General features: G+C 58.9%; 11 protein-coding genes. 6 read left to right on the top strand and 5 right to left on the bottom strand.

What is annotated here, in order from left to right:
• Nucleotides 1-184 precede the first annotated feature (184 nt).
• Nucleotides 185-2635: a glycogen/starch/alpha-glucan phosphorylase gene (locus PspCFBP13508_RS16300; protein WP_137215113.1), complete on the bottom strand. Its 2451-nt coding sequence runs from the start codon at nucleotides 2633-2635 to the stop codon at nucleotides 185-187.
• A gap of 259 nt (nucleotides 2636-2894) precedes the next feature.
• Here PspCFBP13508_RS16300 and PspCFBP13508_RS16295 point away from each other — a divergent pair, with 259 nt between their 5' ends.
• Nucleotides 2895-3332 carry a YkgJ family cysteine cluster protein gene (locus PspCFBP13508_RS16295; protein WP_130887632.1) on the top strand — a complete coding sequence of 146 codons (438 nt, stop codon included), beginning with the start codon at nucleotides 2895-2897 and terminating at the stop codon, nucleotides 3330-3332.
• A 255-nt stretch (nucleotides 3333-3587) separates the two neighbouring features.
• On the opposite strand, the gene typA is transcribed toward PspCFBP13508_RS16295, so the two are convergent.
• Together typA and thiI are read right to left on the bottom strand one after the other, a co-directional pair.
• A complete protein-coding gene (typA, locus tag PspCFBP13508_RS16290; protein ID WP_090280259.1) occupies nucleotides 3588-5408 on the bottom strand; it encodes a translational GTPase TypA in 1821 nt (606 codons plus the stop codon).
• A 139-nt stretch (nucleotides 5409-5547) separates the two neighbouring features.
• On the bottom strand, nucleotides 5548-7002 hold the full coding sequence (thiI, locus tag PspCFBP13508_RS16285; protein ID WP_024011233.1) for a tRNA uracil 4-sulfurtransferase ThiI: 1455 nt from the start codon (nucleotides 7000-7002) through the stop codon (nucleotides 5548-5550).
• Nucleotides 7003-7329: 327 nt separating this feature from the next.
• On the opposite strand from thiI, the gene glnA reads away from it, so the two are divergent.
• The 5 genes from glnA to ntrC all read left to right on the top strand — a co-directional run bounded on the left by glnA (nucleotide 7330) and on the right by ntrC (nucleotide 12895).
• Complete coding sequence (gene glnA, locus PspCFBP13508_RS16275; RefSeq protein WP_016772104.1) at nucleotides 7330-8736, top strand: type I glutamate--ammonia ligase; 1407 nt, start codon at nucleotides 7330-7332, stop codon at nucleotides 8734-8736.
• A 277-nt stretch (nucleotides 8737-9013) separates the two neighbouring features.
• Nucleotides 9014-9526, top strand: coding sequence for a DUF4124 domain-containing protein (locus PspCFBP13508_RS16270; RefSeq protein ID WP_137215112.1), 513 nt, complete (start codon nucleotides 9014-9016; stop codon nucleotides 9524-9526).
• Nucleotides 9523-10146: a DUF4124 domain-containing protein gene (locus tag PspCFBP13508_RS16265; RefSeq protein WP_137215111.1), complete on the top strand. Its 624-nt coding sequence runs from the start codon at nucleotides 9523-9525 to the stop codon at nucleotides 10144-10146. Before PspCFBP13508_RS16270 ends, PspCFBP13508_RS16265 begins: the two co-directional genes overlap by 4 nt.
• Nucleotides 10147-10376: 230 nt before the next feature.
• Nucleotides 10377-11462 carry a nitrogen regulation protein NR(II) gene (gene glnL, locus PspCFBP13508_RS16260; RefSeq protein ID WP_016772107.1) on the top strand — a complete coding sequence of 362 codons (1086 nt, stop codon included), beginning with the start codon at nucleotides 10377-10379 and terminating at the stop codon, nucleotides 11460-11462.
• Nucleotides 11459-12895, top strand: a complete 1437-nt coding sequence (gene ntrC, locus PspCFBP13508_RS16255) for a nitrogen regulation protein NR(I) (RefSeq protein WP_016772108.1) — start codon at nucleotides 11459-11461, stop codon at nucleotides 12893-12895. Before glnL ends, ntrC begins: the two co-directional genes overlap by 4 nt.
• Before the next feature lie 623 nt (nucleotides 12896-13518).
• On the opposite strand, the gene PspCFBP13508_RS16250 is transcribed toward ntrC, so the two are convergent.
• Together PspCFBP13508_RS16250 and PspCFBP13508_RS16245 are read right to left on the bottom strand one after the other, a co-directional pair.
• Nucleotides 13519-15990 carry a leucine-rich repeat domain-containing protein gene (locus tag PspCFBP13508_RS16250; RefSeq protein WP_137215110.1) on the bottom strand — a complete coding sequence of 824 codons (2472 nt, stop codon included), beginning with the start codon at nucleotides 15988-15990 and terminating at the stop codon, nucleotides 13519-13521.
• A gap of 121 nt (nucleotides 15991-16111) precedes the next feature.
• The gene (locus PspCFBP13508_RS16245) at nucleotides 16112-18091 is read right to left on the bottom strand and encodes a leucine-rich repeat domain-containing protein (RefSeq protein ID WP_241669528.1); all 1980 of its coding nucleotides are present in this window, start codon (nucleotides 18089-18091) and stop codon (nucleotides 16112-16114) included.
• Between the last annotated feature and the right edge of the window lie 93 nt (nucleotides 18092-18184).

Raw genomic sequence — 18184 nt, 5'->3', positions numbered from 1 at the left:
TTGTGGGAGCGAGCCTGCTCGCGAAGGCGGATTGTCAGCCAACATTTCTGTTTAAGTCGACGATCGCTTCGCGAGCAGGCTCGCTCCCACAGGGGATGGCGGTGATTGATGCCTTTTAACCGGCGCTCAGTATATCGATCCGGCCCAACAAACGTTGGGCCCTGCGCAGATTTGTTGCGGAAAGTTACTCCAGCGCTTTCCAGATATCCGTGGCGTACTCGCGAATCGTCCGGTCGGAAGAGAACCAGCCCATCCGCGAGGTGTTGAGCACCGCCGAACGCCACCAGTTCTGCGAGTCATGCCAGTGCGCATCGACACGCTTCTGCGCTTCCCAGTAGGAGTCGAAGTCGGCGCAGACCAGGAAGCGGTCGTAGTCGATCAGTGAGTCGATCAGGCCGGTGTAGCGCGAGGTGTCGTCCGGCGAGAACACACCGCTGCGAATCGCTTGCAGCACATCGTTCAAACGATGGGATGCAGCGATGTCGGGCACGGCGCTGAACTCGTGGTTCTGCTTGCGCGCTTCAACCTGTTGCGCGCTGAGGCCGAAGATGAACATGTGCTCGGCGCCGATACGCTCGCACATCTCCACGTTGGCGCCGTCGAGGGTGCCGATGGTCAGCGCGCCGTTGAGGCCGAACTTCATGTTACTGGTGCCTGACGCCTCGAAACCGGCGGTGGAAATCTGCTCGGACAAGTCCGCTGCCGGGATGATGCTCTCGGCCAGGCTGACGTTGTAGTTGGGCAGGAACACCACTTTCAGCAGGCCACGCACGGTCGGATCGTTGTTCACCACCCGAGCGATGTCGTTGGTCAGCTTGATGATCAGCTTGGCCTGGTGATAACTCGCCGCCGCCTTACCGGCGAAGATCTTCACGCGCGGCACCCAGTCGACTTCCGGCTCGGCACGAATCGCCTGGTACAACGCCACAGTGTGCAGCAGGTTGAGCAATTGACGCTTGTATTCGTGGATACGTTTGACCTGCACGTCGAACATTGCCGCCGGGTTGACCGCGATCCCCAGGCGTTCGTGAATCAGGTAGGCCAACGCCTTCTTGCTGTGCAAACGCTGCTCGGCGAAGGCTTTGCGGAACGCGGTTTTCTCGGCGAACGGCTCGAGTTCGAGCAGGCGCTCTTCGGGATGGTCGAGCACGTCCGGGCCGAGGGCATCGACCAGCATCGAGGTCAGTTCCGGGTTGGCCTGATACAGCCAGCGGCGGAAGGTGATGCCGTTGGTTTTGTTGTTGATCCGCTCCGGATAGAGCTTGTGCAGTTCGGCGAATACGGTTTTGCGCATCAGTTGCGTGTGCAGACCGGACACGCCGTTGACGCTGTGCGAACCGAGGAACGCGAGGTTGCCCATGCGCACCCGGCGGCCGTTGTCTTCTTCGATCAGCGACACCGCACGCAACACGTCGAAGTCGTGAATGCCCTTGGCCCGCAGCGAATCGATGTGCTGCGCGTTGATCAGGTAAATGATCTGCATGTGCCGAGGCAGCATGCGCTCCATCAGCCCGACCGGCCAGGTTTCCAGCGCTTCCGGCAGCAGCGTGTGGTTGGTGTACGACAGCGTGTCGACGGTGACTTGCCATGCCGCGTCCCACGCCACGTCGTAGACGTCGACCAGTTGGCGCATCAGTTCGGCCACGGCGATCGAGGGGTGAGTGTCGTTGAGCTGGATCGCCGCGTGGTCACCGAGGGTCAGCACCGAGGTGTGCATGTTGCGATGACGGCGCAGCAGATCCTGCAGCGAGGCGGCGACGAAGAAGTATTCCTGACGCAGGCGCAGTTCTTGCCCGGCTTCGGTGCTGTCGGCCGGGTAGAGGACGCGGGAGATACTTTCGGCGCGGGCCACTTCCGCAACGGCGCCCAGGTGGTCACCGGCGTTGAAGCGCTCCAGGTGCAAGTCTTCCATGGCGCGGGCGCGCCACAGGCGCAGAGTGTTGACGCTCGCCCCGCGCCAGCCGACCACCGGCGTGTCGTAGGCAATCGCGCGCACGGTTTCCGCTGGCGACCAGACCTGACGGGTCTTGCCGTTGGCATCGGTGACGGTTTCGACACTGCCGCCGAAGCCGATCGGGTACACCACTTCCGGACGCTCGAACTCCCAAGGGTTGCCGAAATCCAGCCAGTGTTCGGTCTGCTCCTGTTGCCAGCCATCGACAATCGCCTGACGGAACAAGCCATGCTCATAACGAATGCCATAGCCATGGCCGGCGATGCCAAGGGTCGACATGCTTTCCATGAAGCACGCCGCGAGACGACCGAGGCCGCCGTTGCCGAGCGCCGCATCGGGCTCCAGCAGGCGGATGCGCTCCAGATCGACACCCAGTTCGGTCAACGCTTCACGGGCAACATCGAGCAGGGCGAGGTTGCTCAGGCTGTCGTAGAGCAGGCGGCCGATGAGAAATTCCAGCGAGAGGTAATAAACGCGCTTCTGGCCTTTGCGATAGATCTGTCGGGTGTGGTCCATCCAGTGTTCGACCATGTGATCACGCGCAGCCAGGGCGATGGCTTCGAACCAGTCATGGTCGAAGGCGTGATCGGGGTCTTTGCCCACGGCGTAGGTGAGTTTGGTCAGGACGGCGTCGCGGAACGCGGCCACCTCTGCTTCGCGAACTAGTGGTTCTTGAGTCATCAACAGGACCTCGAGCGAGCGGGAATTTTCTGAGCCTAGACGGTCTGACCGGCGGTAACGGCTCTGGTTCGGCAGTATTTGCGCGGACTGTGCGCCAGTGCGACATAACCTTGGCGGATGAGCCAATGAATGCAGGGGCCGTGCCGTCCTGTCGGGAAAAATGCGGCCGCTGCAAAAATATCCGGCGAAAGGTTGTTCAAAATTCCACCGCTCCCGGTATGATCGCGCGCCCTGATGCATACACGCCTGGTAACTCCCGATGATGAAGCCCAACCTGATCGCCGCCGCCGAGATTGATCGTCTCGATACGTGGGCCAAATATTCGGCACCGATGTGCGGCTCGTGCATGTCCAGCTGCTGCACGCTACCGGTCGAAGTGAAGATCAAGGATCTGGTGCGCATCGGCGTGGTCGACGAGTTCGAACTGGGCGATCCGCCAAAGAACATAGCCAAGCGCCTGCAAAAGGAAGGTCTGGTCGAGCGCTTCAATCAGAAGTCGGGAATCTTCACCCTCCAGCGCATGAGCAACAACGACTGCTATTACCTGGATCGTAAAACGCGCCTGTGCACCATTTATGACAAGCGCCCGGACACCTGCCGCAACCACCCGAAGATCGGCCCGCGGCCGGGGTATTGCGCTTACAAGCCGAAAGAAGTCGAGCGGGTGCAGAATTTCCGATCAATTGAGCGCTTCTGAGCGACGCTGAGCTCTTGGGTAGCCGTTAAACCCCAGCCCCTCACCCCAGCCCTCTCCCGAGGGAGAGGGAGCCGATCTCTGTCGGCTTCCAAACCTGAGTTCGACTCGATTACTCAGGTCGATGCAAAATCAAAGAACAACTCGGTCAGTCCCCTCTCCCTCCGGGAGAGGGCTAGGGTGAGGGACTTTTGAGCCCGGACAAACAAAAACGCCCCCGGTCTCGCGACCGGGGGCGTTTTTTATTCCAGGGCTGGATTACGCCTTGGCTTTCTTGGCAGCGCGGGTACGCTCGCTTTCGTCGAGGATCTTCTTGCGAAGACGGATCGACTTAGGCGTGACTTCGCACAGCTCGTCTTCCTGGATGTATTCCAGAGCCTGTTCCAGGGTGAACTTCACCGGTGGCACCAGAGCGATGGTTTCGTCTTTACCCGAAGCACGCATGTTGTCGAGCTTCTTGCCCTTGGTAGGGTTGACGCCCAGGTCGTTGTCACGGCTGTTCTGACCAACGATCTGACCGTTGTAGATCTCCTGGCCGTGTTCTACGAACAGCTTGCCGCGAGCCTGCAGGGTTTCCAGCGAGTAGGTCAGTGCCTTGCCGGTTTCAACCGAAACCAGAACGCCGTTCTGACGGCCGGACATGTGGCCCGACTTGACGGTGTCGTAACGATCAAAGATCGAGGTCAGGATGCCAGCACCGTTGGTCAGGGTCAGGAACTGGTTACGGAAACCGATCAGACCGCGAGCAGGGATGTTGTATTCCAGACGTACACGGCCCTTGCCATCCGGCACCATGTTGCTCAGGTCGCCCTTACGCAGGCCCATCTCTTCCATGACCTTGCCCTGGGATTCTTCAGGGATGTCGATGGTCACGTTTTCAAACGGTTCCTGCTTCACGCCGTCAACTTCACGGATGATCACTTCAGGACGGCCCAGGGCCAGTTCGAAGCCTTCGCGACGCATGGTTTCGATCAGTACCGAGAGGTGCAGCTCACCACGGCCGGAAACCTTGAACTTGTCAGCCGAGTCGCCTTCTTCAACGCGCAGTGCAACGTTGTACAGCAGCTCTTTGTCCAGACGGTCCTTGATGTTACGGGACGTCACGAACTTGCCTTCCTTACCGCAGAAAGGCGAATCGTTAACCTGGAAGGTCATGGAAACGGTTGGCTCGTCGACGGTCAGAGGCTTCATCGCCTCGACAGTGTCCGGGTGGCACAGGGTGTCGGAGATGAACAGCGAATCCATACCGCTGATGCAGACGATGTCGCCGGCCGCAGCTTCTTCAACGTCAACGCGGTGCAGACCGTGGTGACCCATCAGTTTCAGGATACGGCCGTTACGACGCTTGCCATCGGCACCGATCGCGACAACCGGAGTGTTCGGCTTGACCCGACCACGAGCGATACGGCCAACACCGATAACACCCAGGAAGCTGTTGTAGTCCAGAGCGGAGATCTGCATCTGGAACGGACCGTCACGGTCAACGGCCGGAGGCGGAACGTGGTCGACTACCGCCTGGTACAGCGCGGTCATGTCTTCGCCCATGGCGGTGTGGTCCAGACCGGCAATGCCGTTCAGGGCCGAAGCGTAAACAACCTGGAAGTCCAGTTGTTCTTCGGTCGCACCGAGGTTGTCGAACAGGTCGAAGATCTGGTCCAGAACCCAGTCCGGGCGCGCGCCTGGACGGTCAACCTTGTTGATCACCACGATTGGACGCAGGCCGGCTTCGAAAGCCTTCTTGGTCACGAAACGGGTTTGCGGCATAGGGCCGTCTTGAGCGTCAACCAGCAGCAGAACGGAGTCGACCATCGACATTACGCGTTCAACTTCGCCGCCGAAGTCGGCGTGGCCCGGGGTGTCCACGATGTTGATGTGGTAGCCGTTCCAGTTGATGGCGGTGTTCTTCGCCAGAATGGTAATACCGCGCTCTTTTTCCTGGTCGTTGGAGTCCATCACGCGCTCGTCGTTGAGCTCGTTGCGCTCCAGGGTGCCGGATTGACGCAGGAGTTTGTCTACCAGGGTGGTTTTACCGTGGTCAACGTGGGCAATGATGGCGATGTTGCGTAGATTTTCGATCACTTGTGTATCTCGATCAGAGGATTCGGTTTGCTGACAAGTCATGGCAGCGATTAGCAGTAGTGTCCGGCATGGCCGTTACAGCTTGACGGCGGTGTCGGGGGGCCGGTGACGCAGGCCACAGGCAAACAGCCCCGGGCACTTAGCTCGGTCGATAAACGCGCACATTGGCATGCCCCTCACTGAGCAAATGGTGGGCATGCAGGCGACTCATCACGCCTTTGTCGCAATACAGCAGGTACTGGCGAGTAGGGTCCAGTTCCTTGAAACGTGCGTTCACTGCATAGAACGGCATCGTCTGTACCTCTATGCCGGCGAGCTCCAGCGGGTCATCCTCGGCGGCATCCGGGTGGCGGATGTCGATCACGATCTGACCGGCCAGCGCTTCGCTGACTTCTTCAATCTGCAAATCCTGGCCCAACTCGTCGATTACCCGATCGATCGGCACCAGTTTGGCGTTGGCGAGCGCACGCTCGAGCACCGCCATGTCGAATTCTTTCTCTTCGTGCTCAACCCGGCCACGCTTGGCGGCGGTCTTCGGGTTGACCGAGATCACGCCGCAGTATTCTGGCATGTGCCGGGCGAAATCGGCGGTGCCGATCTCGTTGGCGGTGTCGATGATGTCCTGCTTGTGCGCGACGATCAGCGGCCGCAGCACCAGCTTGTCGGTCACGCAGTCGATCACCGACAGGTTCGGCAGCGTCTGGCTCGACACCTGGGAGATCGCTTCACCGGTCACCAGTGCATCGATGTGCAGGCGTTCGGCGATCTCGGACGAGGCGCGCAACATCATACGCTTCAAAACCACGCCCATATGACTGTTATCGACTTTGCCGAGAATTTCGCCCAGCACTTCCTCGAACGGCACACTGACAAATAGCACGCGTTGCGAGCTGCCGTACTTCTTCCAGATGAAGTGCGCGACTTCCATCACGCCCAATTCGTGGGCACGCCCGCCGAGATTGAAGAAGCAGAAGTGCGCCATCAGGCCGCGACGCATGATCTGGTAAGCCGCCACGGTCGAATCAAAGCCGCCGGACATCAATACCAGCGTCTGCTCCAACGCGCCGAGCGGGTAGCCGCCGATGCCGTTGTGCTGGCTGTGAATCACGAACAACCGTTTGTCGCGAACTTCGATACGGACTTCGATTTGCGGTGCTTTAAGGTCGATTCCGGCCGCACCGCACTCACGACGCAGCTTGCTGCCGACGTATTTTTCCACGTCCATCGAGCTGAAGGCATGCTTGCCTGCGCGCTTGCAGCGCACCGAGAAAATCTTCCCGGCCAGTGCATCGCCGTAGTGCTGTTTGCATTTTTCGGTGATGTCGTCGAAGTCGCCCAGCGGGTACTCGTCGATCTGCAGAAAATGCGCGATACCCGGCATGCAGGTCAGGCGCTCGCCCATCTCTTTCAAGGCTTTGGGGTCGGTAACGCGGGTTTCCAGCTCGAGATTGTCCCACACGCCGTTCACCACCACGGCCGGGTCCAGGTCACGGAGCACGGTGCGGATGTTCTTGGCCAACTGGCGGATGAATTTCGTCCGGACAGGTCGGCTTTTGATGGTGATCTCGGGGAAGACTTTTACGATAAGTTTCATGAAAACAGCGCGCGAACGGCCAGCCGAAAAAGGGGGGCGCGGATTATAGCGGAAATTGCTCAAGGTTTAACCAGTTAATGTGCAGAAGGTTTTGCTTGCACCAAAACAGGTCATTTCTGAATTTAAACGCAACATTAAGGGGCGGGATTTGTCGATTCAGAACCTCGCACGCCTTAATAAGCGTGAATTTGGGGCAAAAAACCCATGCTGGGGCACTGGCATGCAATTTGCTCCCTTGTGAGGCAGGTTGCCTTGGCAGAGTATTCGCGCCGGCATCACCATTATTAAGGGCATCCACTACCCGCCCTAATTCACCCGGAGGACACTATGTCGAAGTCGGTTCAACTCATCAAAGATCATGACGTCAAGTGGATTGATCTGCGCTTCACGGACACCAAAGGCACTCAGCACCACGTGACCATGCCGGCTCGCGATGCGCTGGATGACGACTTCTTCGAAGTCGGCAAGATGTTCGACGGTTCCTCCATCTCCGGTTGGAAAGGCATCGAAGCCTCCGACATGATCCTGATGCCGGTCGACGAAACTGCCGTACTCGATCCGTTCACCGAAGACCCAACCCTGATCCTGGTGTGCGACATCATCGAGCCTTCGAGCATGCAGGGCTACGATCGCGACCCACGTGCGATCGCCAAGCGCGCCGAAGAGCACCTGAAAGCCACCGGTATCGGTGACACCGTATTCGCCGGTCCAGAGCCTGAGTTCTTCATCTTTGACTCGGTGAAATTCAAGTCGGACATCTCCGGCTCGATGTTCAAGATCTACTCCGAGCAAGGTTCGTGGATGTCCGACCAGGACATCGAAGGCGGCAACAAGGGTCACCGTCCAGGCGTGAAAGGCGGCTACTTCCCGGTTCCACCGTTCGACCACGACCACGAAATCCGTACCGCCATGTGCAACGCACTGGAAGAAATGGGTCAGTCGGTTGAAGTTCACCACCACGAAGTGGCAACTGCCGGCCAGAACGAAATCGGCGTCAAGTTCAACACCCTGGTGAAGAAGGCCGACGAAGTTCAGACCCTGAAATACGTTGTGCACAACGTTGCCGACGCTTACGGCCGCACCGCGACCTTCATGCCGAAGCCACTGTACGGCGACAACGGTTCGGGCATGCACGTGCACATGTCGATCTGGAAAGACGGCAAGAACACCTTCGCAGGTGAAGGCTATGCCGGCCTGTCCGATACCGCTCTGTACTTCATCGGCGGCATCATCAAGCACGGTAAGGCCCTGAACGGCTTCACCAACCCGGCGACCAACTCCTACAAGCGTCTGGTGCCAGGCTTCGAAGCGCCGGTAATGCTGGCCTACTCGGCTCGCAACCGTTCCGCTTCGATCCGTATTCCATACGTGTCGAGCCCGAAAGCCCGCCGTATCGAAGCACGCTTCCCGGATCCGGCTGCCAACCCGTACCTGGCTTTCGCAGCGCTGCTGATGGCTGGTCTGGACGGTATCCAGAACAAGATCCACCCAGGCGACGCCGCCGACAAGAACCTGTACGACCTGCCGCCTGAAGAGGCGAAAGAGATCCCACAGGTTTGCGGCAGCCTGAAAGAAGCCCTGGAAGAGCTGGACAAGGGCCGTGCGTTCCTGACCAAGGGCGGCGTATTCTCCGACGACTTCATCGACGCTTACATCGCGCTGAAATCGGAAGAAGAAATCAAGGTTCGCACCTTCGTACACCCACTGGAATATGAGCTGTACTACAGCTGCTGATCCGGTAGCGCTGCGTAAAGTGGCGTGACAAAAGAGGCCTCCTTCGGGAGGCCTTTTTTATTGCCCGGCGCAGTTCATTTACCCTGTGGGAGCGAGCCTGCTCGCGAAAGCGGTGAGGCATTGAAGATGATGGTGACTGATGCGACGCCTTCGCGAGCAGGCTCGCTCCCACAGGCGATCTGTGGTGTCTGAATGATCTTTGAATGTGTCGCCAGTTGGGCCAACCGCCCCACCTGTCCTATGCTGCTACCCATCGCTTCCAACCCCGGTCGATTTCATGGGTCGCACGCTCCTCTACATTCTGCTGCTGATCGCCCTGCCCGCCGCCGCGCAGATCTACAAGTACACCGACGCCAACGGCAACACGGCGTACAGCAATCAGCCGCCGGACGGCGTGCAGGCGCAACCGGTCGAGTTGCCGCCACTCAATCGGGTCGAGCCACAAGCGCCGAGCGCGCCGCAAGCACCCGCTGCGGAACAACCCCAACCACCGCGCAACGCCTATGAAATTCTCGAGCTCTCCGGTCTGCCCACTGACGAGGCCCTGCGCGCCAACAACGGCACCTTCACGGTCAACGTCCTGATCAAGCCGCGCCTGCAACCGCCCCATCAACTGAGACTGGTGCTGGACGATGAACCCTACGGCCAGCCGAGCAACGTGCCGGTTCTGCAACTGGTGAACATCGATCGCGGCGAACATCGCCTGGCCGTGCAAGTGATCGACGGACAGACCGTCATCCAGCAGAGCTCGTCCGCCGTGCTCACCGTGCAACGAGTGCATAAACCATGATCCGCGCAGCGCTGCTCGCCTTATTGGTCCTGATGATGGCGCCTGTCTCAGCCGAGGTATTCACCTACGTCGACGCGCAGGGCAACCGCGTCTACACCGACCAGCCACGCGCCAACGCCAAGCGAGTGCCGATCGCGACGAGCAATCGCATGGCTGTCCCTGCCAACACCGCAGCGCCGATCACCACAGCGAAAAAATCCGCCGAACCGCCGCCCTTTCACTACGACATGCTGCGCATTCTGATCCCGGAGCCCGATGCCACTTTGCGCAGCAGCGCCGGCGAGCTGATCGTCAGCGTCACCAGCGAGCCCGGCCTGCAAAGCGGCCATCGTTATCGCTTGCTGCTGGATGGCAAGGCCACTGGCGAGCCCGGCGTCAGCCCGGTATTTGCGCTGAGCAATATTGATCGCGGCAGCCACAGCCTTTCGATCGAGATTCTCGACGCCGCCGGGCGTACCGTGGAGCGTACCGCCAATCAACCGTTCCACATGCTGCGCATTTCCCTGGCGCAGAAACGTCAGGTCAAACCCTGTGTCGCCGACGACTATGGCGTGCGTCCGGAATGCCCGCTCAAGGACAAACCTGACGAACCGAAAAATCCATTCCTGCGCTTCTTTTAACACCCGTCGGGCGTGCGCACTCTATTGGTGCACTAAACTGCATCTCGCCCACAACCCAACCCATTTTGGTTCGAAACTTCCCGTTTGAGCTGGCTTCGTGCCATACAAACGCGCGTCAAACGCCTGTTTCAGGGGTTAAACGCTTCTTTTCGGAGCCTTGGTTTGGTTTTTGCATTTTCCCGACATCAGCGCTTTGTTCTCGCGCACGCCTTGCTCCAAAAGGGGTCCAGATGACCATAAGCGACGCTATTCACCGTTTGCTGCTCGACAACCTGACCACGGCGACCATCCTGCTCGACGCCGAATTGCGACTGGAGTACATGAACCCGGCGGCGGAGATGCTGTTGGCGGTCAGCGGTCAGCGCAGTCACGGCCAGTTCATCAGCGAGCTGTTCACCGAATCCCCCGAGGCGCTCAATTCCTTGCGTCAGGCGGTGGAGCAGGCGCACCCGTTCACCAAGCGTGAAGCGATGCTCACCGCCCTCACCGGCCAGACGCTGACCGTGGATTACGCGGTCACGCCGATTCTCAGTAACGGCGAGACTTTGCTTTTGCTTGAAGTGCATCCGCGTGATCGCCTGTTGCGCATCACCAAGGAAGAGGCGCAGCTGTCCAAGCAGGAAACCAGCAAGATGCTGGTACGCGGCCTCGCCCACGAGATCAAGAACCCCCTCGGCGGCATCCGTGGCGCGGCGCAATTGCTCGCCCGCGAACTGCCAGAAGACAGCCTGCGCGATTACACCAATGTGATCATCGAAGAGGCCGACCGCCTGCGCAATCTGGTGGATCGCATGCTCGGCTCGAACAAATTGCCGTCGCTGGCCATGTGCAACGTCCACGAAGTGCTCGAACGCGTCTGCCATCTGGTCGAAGCCGAAAGCCAGGGCTGCATCACCCTGGTGCGTGATTACGACCCGAGCATTCCCGACGTATTGATCGACCGCGAGCAGATGATTCAGGCGGTGTTGAACATCGTGCGCAACGCGATGCAGGCGATCAGCAGCCAGAACGAGCTGCGCCTGGGCCGCATCAGCCTGCGCACCCGCGCCATGCGCCAGTTCACCATCGGCCACATCCGCCATCGTCTGGTGACCAAGATCGAGATCATCGACAACGGCCCGGGCATCCCGGCGGAACTGCAGGAAACCATTTTCTTTCCCATGGTCAGCGGCCGCCCGGACGGTACCGGGCTGGGCCTGGCCATTACCCAGAACATCATCAGTCAGCACCAGGGCCTGATCGAGTGTGAGAGCCATCCAGGCCACACCACCTTCTCGATCTTCCTGCCACTGGAACAAGGAGCCACATCGACATGAGCCGTAGTGAAACCGTGTGGATCGTCGATGACGACCGTTCTATCCGTTGGGTCCTGGAAAAGGCCTTGCAGCAGGAAGGCATGACCACCCAGAGCTTCGACAGCGCCGATGGCGTGATGAGTCGTCTGGCCCGGCAGCAGCCGGACGTGATCATTTCCGATATCCGCATGCCGGGCGCCAGTGGCCTGGATCTGCTGGCGCGGATTCGCGAACAGCACCCACGGCTGCCGGTCATCATCATGACCGCTCACTCCGATCTGGACAGCGCTGTCGCCTCCTATCAGGGCGGTGCTTTCGAGTACCTGCCCAAGCCTTTCGACGTCGACGAAGCCGTTTCGCTGGTCAAACGCGCCAATCAACATGCGCAGGAACAGCAAGGCCTGGAAGTGGTGCCGGCGCTGACCCGCACCCCGGAAATCATCGGCGAAGCGCCGGCGATGCAGGAAGTGTTTCGCGCCATCGGCCGCCTGAGCCACTCCAACATCACCGTGCTGATCAACGGCGAATCCGGTACCGGTAAAGAACTGGTCGCCCACGCCCTGCACCGCCACAGCCCACGCGCGGCTTCGCCGTTCATTGCCCTGAACATGGCGGCGATTCCCAAGGATCTGATGGAATCGGAACTGTTCGGCCACGAGAAAGGCGCGTTCACCGGCGCGGCAAACCTGCGGCGCGGGCGCTTCGAACAGGCCGACGGCGGAACCTTGTTTCTCGATGAAATCGGCGACATGCCGGCGGACACCCAGACTCGCCTGCTGCGCGTGCTGGCCGATGGCGAGTTCTACCGCGTCGGCGGCCATGTGCCGGTGAAGGTCGATGTACGCATCATCGCCGCGACCCACCAGAATCTGGAAACGCTCGTCCACGCCGGCAAATTCCGTGAGGACTTGTTCCACCGCCTCAACGTGATCCGCATCCACATCCCGCGCCTGTCGGATCGTCGCGAAGACATCCCGACCCTGGCCCGGCACTTCCTCAGCCGCGCCGCGCAGGAACTGGCGGTGGAGCCGAAGCTGCTGAAAAGCGAAACCGAGGAATACCTGAAAAATCTTCCGTGGCCGGGCAACGTGCGCCAGTTGGAGAACACCTGCCGCTGGATCACCGTCATGGCCTCCGGCCGTGAAGTGCACATCAGCGATTTGCCGCCGGAACTGCTCAACCTGCCGCAGGATTCGGCGCCAGTGACCAACTGGGAACAGGCCCTGCGCCAGTGGGCGGATCAGGCCTTGGCCCGCGGCCAGTCGAGCCTGCTCGACAGCGCAGTGCCGGCGTTCGAGCGGATCATGATCGAGACGGCACTGAAGCACACCGCAGGGCGTCGGCGGGATGCGGCGGTGTTGCTGGGTTGGGGCCGAAACACCCTGACGCGCAAGATCAAGGAACTGGGGATGAAGGTTGATGGTGGGGATGATGATGAGGGGGAAGAGGGTTAACGCTTAAGGGTTGTCGTGTACTCAGGATCGATCCCCCTCACCCCAGCCCTCTCCTCCAAGGGGGAGAGGGGGAAGGGAGCAATCTCGGGTGGTTTCGAGGCCTGAGTTCGGCTCGGTATCTCAGGTCGGCGTAACTTGACCGGGCAACTCGGTCAGTCCTCTCTCCCTCTGGGAGAGGGTTAGGGTGAGGGCCACCGTGCACCGCATCAATGCACAATGACCCGCGATCGCGCACAGCCGTATCGCCACAATCACTCCTTAAAAAACTGAAAAACCCTTTATTCAAAAACGCGAAAGCCCCGAGTCCCGGGGCTTTCGCGTTCTCAAAGCGTTTTTTGTTTCAGCAAATTAAAAGCTGGCACGCACCCTGCAACACCTATCTCAGGTGATTCGTTTCACCACCCGTTTCGGGGACCTTGGTACAGGCAGGCCGGGGATTCCCCTCTTTACATTGGGCTCACAGCGCAAAGCGGCGAGCCCACCCTTTTGGGATCCTTGGTACAGGCAGGCCGGGGGTTCCCTCTTTACACCGGGCTGACGCCACAAGCGCAGCCCACGCTTTTGGGAACCCTGATACAGGCAGGTCAGGGATTCCCGCTTTTACATACAGCCATTGCATCCCTTCAACCCACCCTCCCAGGCTTAAGCAAATGATGCGAGGGCGGGTTCTGCCACGTTGGATCAAACTTGCGTATTTCCTCTTCGAGCCGGTCCAGCATTTTCCCGGGACTTGGCTCAGCGAAAGCAATATCCCGCAGAGTTTCCTGCTCACCAAGGCTTGCCCTTTGGAAATGTTCAAAAAACGCCCAGACCCGACGCTGCAGGAGTGACCGCTCGACCTGAAACTCAGGCGTGCGTACAAGATCCCTGATTTTTCTCATCATCGGAATGTTTGTCGGATTGATCAACGAGACCCAGAGAGATGCTTTGGCGGCGTGCTGCTCCTGCGGAACGTTATGCATCCAATGATCGATCACCAGGTCGTACAGGGTTCTTCCCAACCAGAAATCCGTACCTGTTTGCCGACGCGCAGCAATGAGCCGCCGGAAAGTGACCGGATCAGAAAGCAGAGTGCCGGTCAGCTCGAAACCTGCTCTGATTTCAACGCTGTCCGGTATCGAGGTGATTCCGGTGTAAGACAGATCCAAACTAACAACGGGATTCTCGGAAGTCACACCGTCAGGGAAATCTTTTATCTGAGTATGGCTGAGATCAACCTCCAGCAAGCTTCTCATGCCTCTGAGGGATGGCGCCTGGGCAAGTGGGGTCTGCGATAAATTCAGGGTTTCAAGCCGCGAAGGACCATTCTGCGAGCCAAGTCCACGCGGTGGAGCCCAAATGCAGGTATAGGAAAGATTCAGTTCTCGCAGTTCCGACATATGGGTCACGTCCGGCGCATCCGTGATCGCCGGATTATGGAACAGATCAAGTACCTGCAACCGCGCCGCGGCGGGCATATCACCCAGTCCGGGCGGTAACCCGAGCAAAGCACAACCACGCACGCGCAAGACTCGCAAATCGGCCATGCCACGCACTGAGAGATCTGGCCAGATACTGCAGTTGGTCAGGATCAGTTTCTGTAAACGCGTCGAGTGCGGAAAGAGTTCATGATCGATCGACGACGCCCAGACCTTACTGTCCCGCATCTGCAGGACTCTCAACGCCGGCAGCCTGGCAATTTCGGCAAGCAGCTCACGGCTCTCGCCTGAGAATCTCCGAACTTCGAGAGAATCGATATGCGAGAACATAGCGAACATATTCACCAGGCTTCTCGAGGGGCTGCCTTCAAGGACAAGAGATTCAACGGATCTGAGTGGAATCGAAAATTCCGGTAACGACAGATTGCTTCGCCTTCCCAGGTCGAGCTCCAGCTCGAAACCGACCAGCCGCCCGTCACGGTAGACTTTTTCGCTACTGTCTCCCTGCCACTTGAACAGCCGGCGCATCTTCGCACCTATTTCCAGTCGCCGACTGCGCTCAGCATCGTCATTGCCCTTATAGCCCCTTTCCCACGCCGCGATCTCACGGTTCAACTGAGGAAACTCAAGGTGAATCCGCTGCAGTTCCGATTCCGCCACACCCGCTTCACCAAAGCGTGCGATGAAATCATCGGCATGTTGATCGGTCGAGTCTGCAAAATAGCGTTTGACCTGTGCCCGGGTCGTCGCCACAAGGGCCGGTGGTTGCGGCGTTGACTGACCCGCACCGGTGAGCCAGGGGCGGTGAAAGTTGAACGGGTTGGCATCTGCGGGGGCGTTGCGGTCCATGCCGCCGCGCAGACCTGTGAGGATGGAAACCCACGTATCCTGTTCGCTACGGGTAATTGCCACAGTCTCACCGCCAAGGCTGGCGCGATAAATGTTTGCGCTGTCGGTGGCGACGGGATCTGCTGGATTGACCAGACGCCAGACTCGATATTCCGGGCGGGACGCATCAAGATCCTGCAGAACCTGATACGTGTGTTCCTGGATGACCACGTAGAGCTTGCCGTTGTGACGTATCACGCCGTCAACGCCGGGTTCCACACTGCCAAGATCGAGGCCACTGCGAAAGTTCTGCAAACTTGCGTCGGTCAAAGGATGGGTACGTGTGCTGAAGTCGTTGTGCGGATGCCAGATGCCGCTCTCGATATCCCGCAGCATCCATGGGCCGGAGGGCAGCAACTCGCTGGATAGCCGAGCGCGATACAATCCGGTTTCCGCATCCACGCCGACAAGCACCACGCCTGCGTCAGGTACATCAACATATTGGCGATCCTTGTAAACCCTCAAGCCTTCGCTGTCAGCGTCCGGCAGCACGGCAACTGACTGGATCCGGTAATTTTCCAGCGACGTGTAAAAAGCGATTGGCTTCTGGACAGGAAGCGGATCCGGGCGAGCCTCGACTGTGAGCGTCGACGCAATCGTCTCCCGCACTGCAGCATCGCCAACAGAGGTGCTTCGCTGCCACGTGTCATCAACACGAACTCGTGAGACCTTAGCATCCCGGCCGGCCGTGCCGGCCTGTGAAAAATTCTTTTCCGAACTGTGAGTGGAGTGCGTGCGGACATCCGTATCCACGCGAACGCTGCCACCGCGAGACTGTTTTACTGGCATGTTTTCATCCTTGAAAGTTCTTCTCTGGCATAAATGCCAGAGACGATGTTGGGGTTGGCACCTTTGGTACAGGGAGGCTGAATATTGCCGCTTTTACACCGGCATTGCGGACGCCTGCGAGTCACTCCAGTCTGGAGCGCTTGGGCGGGGGGTGCGACGGCTGATTCTGCCGCCCGCCGTCATATTTGCGAATCTCTTCTTCCAGCCTGTCCAGCATCCTTCCAGGACTCGTTTCGGTGGCAAGAATGGCGTCAAGCCTGGATCGCTCGTTGACTTCGGCTTTGTCATACATATCCAGAAACCACCATACGCGCCGCTGCAGAAGCGGTCGCTCAACATGAAATTCGGGCGTACGACTCAGTCGACGAATGATCATGGTCAAGGCTTGTGGGGTTGTTCCGAAATGCCTGTCCCACAGCGTTTGTTTTTCGGCTATCTGTTGCTGCGGTACATTGCGCAGCCAGAGACCGGCAGACACATCGCTGCTTTCCTGCCCAAGCCAGATATCTGTGCCCGTCGCCATACGTGCACGTATCAACCGCCGAAGAGAGGCCGGGTCCGTTATGGGATTGCCGATGAGATTGAAGCCCGCTCTGAGCTCGATGGATTCAGGAATCGAAGTAATCCGACAGTTCGCCAGATTCAGTACTTTGCCGGGAAAAACGTCGGTGATGCCCTCCGGGAATCGATCCAGCCCTGTGCTGGAAAGATCCAGCTCCTGCAATGCGGTCATGTTTTTGAGTGGCGGGCTGGCTGAAAGCGGATTGCCACCAAGTTTCAATACTTCCAGCTTCGATGCAACTTCAATGGCATCAAGTCCGGTAGGAAGCAGTTCTATTCCGGTGTGGCTCAAATCCAGCACCCGCAATTCAGTCATCCCTCTGACGTCAGCTGCCACTTGCGAAAAGGTGACTTGCTCCTGACGTTGCATCTGCCCGTACAACGTACTCACCGGCGCCTCGAATGTATTGCAAAACCATAGCTCACGTAGCCTGGTAAGGCCTCGCAGCGAAAAGCCAGCCGTCAGTTCACAGTCCTGCAGGCGCAGCCTTTGCAAACGCGGGAATCTTTTCAATTGTTCGGCAAAGCCCAAATCCATGCTGAATTTCGAATGAACAAATCTTACCGAGATCCGTCCCGGTACCCGGCCATTCATGTTGATCACCTGACTAGTGATCGTCAGACTTTCAAGGTTGGGGAATTGTGCGCAAAACGCGTCCGGGTCCAGCCTCCCACGACCTCTTAAGGTCAGAGAAACGACTGAGCTGAATTTCAATGAAAGCGGCTCTTGAACTGGCCATGTCGTGAGATTGATATCCAGCTTGTAGCCCACAAACCGCCCATCACTGTAGACCCGTTGATCGGGCTGGCCCTGCCATTTGTATAACTGGCGTAGCGTCGTCCAAGTTACAGAGGCCTCATCTAATTCCGGGCCCGATACAATACGATCCGGACTGCGCGGCACGCGAATATACGTCGAGTTCAGTTGCGCAAGCCCAAGCTGGATCTGCTTGAGCTCAAGCTCTGCTGCATCCTTGTCATCAAACCGCGCGATGAAGGCATCCGCGTCCTCATCGGTCGTGTCCGGAAGATATTTGCGTATCTGCTCCCGACTCGTTGGCTCCGCGACTTCGCGCGCATACCAAAGTCCGCTCTCCGCATCGCGCAGCATCACCGGACCTGGCGACAATTCGCTGGGCCGGCGGGCACGATGCAGACCCGTCTGCGGATCGACGGCGACAAGAACGAGGTCACCACCGGCCACGTCAACGTAAGTGCGTTGATTGCGAACCCTTAGCCCTTCGCTGTTGAGCTCCGGAAGCATTGCGCGGACGTTGATCACGTAATGGTCCAGCGTGGGTTGAGGTGCTGGCAGACTGGCTTGAGCAGGGGTTGCATGAACCACGACCGCTGCAGTCGCACGAGTGGCGTCTGCGTCGGTAGCGCGCGACGCCAGATTATCGGCGGAGAAAGCCGGGCCAGAACCTCCCCGACCTGATGTGCCGGGGAGTGCGATATCAATGTCGTCCGGTCGGGTCGGACTGGTGGAAGCATCCACTTTCGCGCGGGTAGCGCCACCTTTGGCTGGTTTTCCTGGCATGTTTTCATCCTTGAAAAATCGCCCCCGGCATTTACGCAAGGGACGAAGAAATTGGCATCTTGCCAACATAAATGGAGCGGTTGCGGTTTCGAA

The sequence above is a fragment of the Pseudomonas sp. CFBP13508 genome (assembly GCF_005233515.1).
Taxonomy (GTDB): Bacteria; Pseudomonadota; Gammaproteobacteria; order Pseudomonadales; family Pseudomonadaceae; genus Aquipseudomonas; species Aquipseudomonas mercuritolerans.
Note: the sequence above shows the minus strand (reverse complement) of the source record. Positions and strands in the feature narration are given on the sequence as shown.

What these genes read in the sequence shown, in the direction of transcription:
- PspCFBP13508_RS16300 (WP_137215113.1), bottom strand. Translation starts at nt 2,635, where the DNA reads ATGACTCAAGAACCACTAGTTCGCGAAGCAGAGGTGGCCGCGTTCCGC.
- PspCFBP13508_RS16295 (WP_130887632.1), top strand. Translation starts at nt 2,895, where the DNA reads ATGATGAAGCCCAACCTGATCGCCGCCGCCGAGATTGATCGTCTCGAT.
- thiI (WP_024011233.1), bottom strand. Translation starts at nt 7,002, where the DNA reads ATGAAACTTATCGTAAAAGTCTTCCCCGAGATCACCATCAAAAGCCGA.
- glnA (WP_016772104.1), top strand. Translation starts at nt 7,330, where the DNA reads ATGTCGAAGTCGGTTCAACTCATCAAAGATCATGACGTCAAGTGGATT.
- PspCFBP13508_RS16270 (WP_137215112.1), top strand. Translation starts at nt 9,014, where the DNA reads ATGGGTCGCACGCTCCTCTACATTCTGCTGCTGATCGCCCTGCCCGCC.
- PspCFBP13508_RS16265 (WP_137215111.1), top strand. Translation starts at nt 9,523, where the DNA reads ATGATCCGCGCAGCGCTGCTCGCCTTATTGGTCCTGATGATGGCGCCT.
- glnL (WP_016772107.1), top strand. Translation starts at nt 10,377, where the DNA reads ATGACCATAAGCGACGCTATTCACCGTTTGCTGCTCGACAACCTGACC.
- ntrC (WP_016772108.1), top strand. Translation starts at nt 11,459, where the DNA reads ATGAGCCGTAGTGAAACCGTGTGGATCGTCGATGACGACCGTTCTATC.
- PspCFBP13508_RS16250 (WP_137215110.1), bottom strand. Translation starts at nt 15,990, where the DNA reads ATGCCAGTAAAACAGTCTCGCGGTGGCAGCGTTCGCGTGGATACGGAT.
- PspCFBP13508_RS16245 (WP_241669528.1), bottom strand. Translation starts at nt 18,091, where the DNA reads ATGCCAGGAAAACCAGCCAAAGGTGGCGCTACCCGCGCGAAAGTGGAT.